Annotated in this window: 4 protein-coding genes; 2 read left to right on the top strand and 2 right to left on the bottom strand. The window is 62.8% G+C overall.

Going from position 1 to position 4,494, the window contains the following annotated elements:
- Positions 1-70: 70 nt before the first annotated feature.
- Positions 71-847, bottom strand: coding sequence for a DUF1499 domain-containing protein (locus ACJWXQ_RS04175; protein ID WP_346053534.1), 777 nt, complete (start codon positions 845-847; stop codon positions 71-73).
- 40 nt (positions 848-887) lie between these two features.
- The gene (gene arsS / locus ACJWXQ_RS04170; protein ID WP_406672224.1) at positions 888-1,892 is read right to left on the bottom strand and encodes an arsenosugar biosynthesis radical SAM (seleno)protein ArsS; all 1,005 of its coding nucleotides are present in this window, start codon (positions 1,890-1,892) and stop codon (positions 888-890) included.
- A gap of 131 nt (positions 1,893-2,023) precedes the next feature.
- On the opposite strand from arsS, the gene ACJWXQ_RS04165 reads away from it, so the two are divergent.
- Positions 2,024-4,156, top strand: a complete 2,133-nt coding sequence (locus ACJWXQ_RS04165; RefSeq protein WP_406672223.1) for an FAD-dependent oxidoreductase — start codon at positions 2,024-2,026, stop codon at positions 4,154-4,156.
- A gap of 26 nt (positions 4,157-4,182) precedes the next feature.
- Positions 4,183-4,431 carry a hypothetical protein gene (locus ACJWXQ_RS04160; protein ID WP_406672222.1) on the top strand — a complete coding sequence of 83 codons (249 nt, stop codon included), beginning with the start codon at positions 4,183-4,185 and terminating at the stop codon, positions 4,429-4,431.
- Positions 4,432-4,494: the final 63 nt, after the last annotated feature.

The following is a 4,494-nucleotide window of genomic DNA, read 5'->3' as shown; positions in this document are numbered from 1 at the left end:
CTTTCCAATGCCCCGCTGCAGGCGCGGATCCATCCGCGCATTCCCCCTCAACGCAGGTGGTGGTTTCGTGTCAGCCGTTCTCGCCGAGCAGATCCAGTAGCCGCTCCCGGAACTCGCGGATGCGGGCAGCGTTGGTGCCCACATCCGAGCGGCCAACCCGGGACTTGGAGCGGATATCCAGTGCACTGCCCTCGCCAGTGGCCTGGATACGTATGACCACATCGTCCTCGAAGCCGAACCAGCGCGTGGTGGCGGTGCCTTCCAGGCGGCCTTCCGCGGCATCCACGGCCACCAGCTCCCAGCCCATGGCATGGGCCACGGTAACCGAGGCGTCCATGGCCGTCTCCGGGTCCACCGCCAGCATCAGGGTTTCCAGATCGGGATAGGCCTGCCGCTGCTGTTCGGCGGTCTCCTCGCCCGGATATGCCACCGGATTGGGCGCATCCTCGCGCAGGGGCGCGATCGCGCGGAAGGCCGGCGGGTCGTCGGTGTCGGTCGTGATGTCGTGAATGGGGGGCACGGACTGGGCCTGGGCGCGCCAGCCGTAGGGGATGGCCACACTGAGCGCGCCCGCCAGCAGGGCCACCAGGCTCAGCACCACCGCGCGACGGGCACCACCCAGATACAGGGCCAGGCCCAGCGGCGCCAGGGCCATGAGCGCCGTGAAGATGCCGATATAGGCGGCATAGCGGAACAGGCCGAAGGCCTCGCCCAGCTCCAGCAACTCCAGGCGGTAGGCAGGGCCCGCCACGGCCAGCAGAAGCAGTGCCAGCAGCCCCAACCCCAGCAACAGCCAGCCCGCACGCGGCAGCCAGCGGCGAATGCTATCGGGTGATGCCTTGAACATGGTGGCTCCTCCGGTTTGGAAGCCACCATGTTAAGCGTGATCAGGCCTGTTTCGCCAGTTTGAAGCCGCCGGCGGTGGCCTCTCCCTCAGCCTCGCTCAATGCCCCGCCGCAACTGGAGCCCTGGCCGGCGGTACAGCCATAACAATGCCCGGCCACCCGAATGGGATTGCCTTGCAGCTCCCTATCCAGCAGCTCGGACAGGTGAGTGCGCCGGCCCCCCAGGCCCATGTCCAGCATCTGGTTGAAGTCGCAGTCGTAGACATAGCCCTGCCAATCGACGCTGATCAGGCTGCGGCACATCACGTTCTTGAGGTTCGCGGTGCGATGGGCCGTCTGCAGGGTTTCCATGTAGTCATCGAACTGGTTGGTGGAAAGCAGCAGGCTGCCCCAGCGCTTGATGGGCATGTTGGCGATGGCAAAGAGACTGTTGAAGCGCAGGCCGAAGTGTTCCCACAGAAATTCCCGGTAGTCCGCTTCCAGTTGTGTCTGGTCCGGTGGCAGGTGAGCGCCCACGGGGTTGTACACCAGGTCCAGTTCCAGGCCCGTGTCCGGGTCGCCATAGCCCTGTTCATTGAGCTTTTGCAGGCCGGCGATGCTGGCATCAAAGCTGCCCTTGCCGCGCTGTTTTTCCACATTGTCCGATTGATAGCAGGGCAGGGAGGCCACTACCTGAACCCGGTGTTCGGCCAGAAAGCCCGGTATCCAGTCATAGCCCGGCTCCTCGATGATGGTGGGATTGCAACGGTCCATGAGCTGCACGCCCATGGCATGGGCGTGCCGGAACAGCTCGCGGAAATGAGGGTTCATCTCGGGAGAACCGCCGGTGACATCCAGTGTTTCTATCTTCTGCCGCTCCATGAAGGCAAGCGCGGTTTCCATGGTATCCCAGTCCATCAGTTCCTTGCGGTTGGGCCCGGCCGCCACGTGACAGTGAACGCAGGAGAGATTGCAGAGATAGCCCAGATTCATCTGCAAGGTCGTCAACCGGTCCCGCCGGATGGCAGGGAAATCGATGGCTTCCAGTCTCGGCAGGGTGTCACGCATTGCTCTCTCCGTGTTTTCGTGAATGTATTCTTGGGACTGTAACACCCCGGGGCCTGTTACAGTCTCACGGCCAGCCCTTGAACCGAAGCGAGCATTTCAAGGTAGATCAACCGAGATCAACGGACAGCAAAATGTATAAACGCATACTTGTCGTGGCAGCCGTGGTGGCGGCCTTCTTGACATTCTTCGCCCTGGATCTGGGTCAGTACCTGGATTTTGAAACGCTTCAGGCCCGCCGGGACGAGCTGGAAAGCCTGGTGACCGCCAATCCGCTGTTGATGATGGCGGGCTTCTTCCTGCTCTACGTGGCAGTGGTGGCATTGTCCATACCCGGGGCGGCGGTCATGACCCTGGCGGCCGGCTTTCTCTTCGGCCTGCCGTGGGGCACCGCGCTGGTTTCCGTGGCCTCCACCCTGGGCGCCACGCTTGCATTCCTGATCGCCCGTTTCCTGTTCCGGGACGCGGTACAACAGCGTTATGCGGACCGGCTCCGGGCCCTGAACCGGGGCGTGGAGCGGGAAGGGGCCTTCTATCTCTTCGCCCTGCGGCTGGTGCCCATCTTCCCCTTCTTCGTGATCAATATCGCCATGGCCCTGACCCCCATCAAGGCCCTGACCTTCCTGATCGTGAGCTGGGCGGGGATGCTGCCGGGGACCCTGGTCTACGTGAATGCCGGCACCCAGCTGGCCCGGATCGAGAACCCGGGTGACATCCTCTCGCCGGTCCTGATCGGCTCTTTCGTCCTGCTGGGTCTGTTCCCGCTGATCGCCAAGCGGCTGCTGGACTTCTTCAAGCGCCGCCGGGCTTTCAAGGGCTGGAAAAAGCCCAAAAAGTTCGATCGCAACCTGGTGGTCATTGGTGCCGGCTCCGGTGGTCTGGTGGCCGCATTGATTGCCGCGACGGTCAAGTCCAAAGTCAGCCTGATCGAGCGGGACCGCATGGGTGGTGACTGCCTGAATACCGGCTGTGTGCCATCGAAGGCACTGATCCGTTCAGCAACCTTCAAGGCCCAGGTGGACAAGGCCGACAAGCTGGGCTTTCGCGAGGCCAATGTGGATTTCGACTTCAGCGATGTCATGGCCCGGGTCCAGCGGGTGATCAAGACCATCGAGCCCCATGATTCGCCGGAGCGTTTTGAAAGCCTGGGGGTCGATGTGATTCAGGGTGAAGGCCGGGTGATCTCTCCCTGGGAAGTGGAGGTCAACGGTCGTCGTCTGACGACAAGGAATATCATCATCAGCACCGGCTCGGCCCCGCTGGTGCCGCCGATCCCCGGTCTCGACCAGGTGGATTATCTGACCACCGATACGATCTGGAATCTCAAGAAGAAACCGGAGCGCCTGGTGGTGCTGGGGGGTGGCCCGATCGGCTGTGAGCTGTCCCAATCCTTCGCCCGTTTGGGGTCGAAGGTGACCCAGGTGGAAATGACCGACCAGCTGCTGGGCCGGGAAGATCGCGATGTGGCCAATTTCACCCGCGAGGTGTTGGAGCGCGACGGTGTGGAGGTATTGCTGGATCACAAGGCCACTGCCTTCGAGCCCCTGCCGGGCGGTGGTTTTCGCATGACCGTGGAAGTTGGTGGCGAGACCCGCACCATCGAGGGTGATGAGTTGCTGGTGGCGGTCGGCCGCCGTGCGGTGACAGAGCGTCTTGGGCTCGATGCGCTGGGCGTTAAAAAGCTGCCCGATGGCCGTCTGGAAACCGATGAGTATCTGCGCACTTCGGTGCCGAATATCTTCGGCTGCGGTGATGTGGTGGGCCCCTATCAATTTACCCATGCCGCCTCCCACCAGGCCTGGCATGCGGCGGTCAACGCCTTGTTTGGCTGGGCCAAGCGCTTTCGGGTGGATTACCGATTCCTGCCCTGGGCGACCTATACCGACCCCCAGGTGGCCCGCCTGGGCCTCAACGAGCGCGATGCCAGGGACCGGGGTGTGGATTACGAGCTCACCACCTACGATTTCTCCGGCCTGGACCGGGCCGTGGCGGATGAGAGCAATGAGGGCTTCATCAAGGTGCTTACCCCGCCGGGCAAGGATCGGGTGCTGGGTGTCACTATTGTCGGGCCTCAGGCAGGGGAGCTGATCAGCCAGTTCACCATTGCCATGAAGAACGGTATCGGCCTGAACAAGCTGCTCTCGACCATTTACCCCTATCCCACCCTGGGTGAGGCCAACAAGTTTGCCGCGGGTAATTGGAAGAAGGCCAATGCACCGCAGGGAGTATTGGCCTGGATGGAGAAGTTCTTTGCCTGGCAGAGGTAATGCCAGGTCGGTGTGAGGCAAGGTAAATGGGCAAGCGACCGGCTACCGGCCGGCCCTTGCCCCTTCCTTTTTCCGGTCAGGCGGCGGGCATTCGAACCCGGATCAGCCCCCGCTTCGAGCTTGGTGGCGGTCCCCGGGTCGGCGGTGTCAGTCGCCTGGACCCGGAGTCCGGCGAAGCACTGATGCAGATCCACGGCGTTTTCGAGCTCTCGGATCAGGTTGCCATATCCGGCAGTTATGATTACCACGGAGATGACCGGCAGTGGCGACTGTGAGCACGCCTAACCTGGTGATGCCCGCCGCCTGACCGGAAAAAGGAAGGGGCAAGGGCCGGCCGG

The sequence above is a fragment of the Natronospira sp. genome, assembly GCF_007134575.1.
Taxonomy (GTDB): domain Bacteria; phylum Pseudomonadota; class Gammaproteobacteria; order Natronospirales; family Natronospiraceae; genus Natronospira; species Natronospira elongata.
This window is presented reverse-complemented; position numbering and strand designations above follow the sequence as displayed.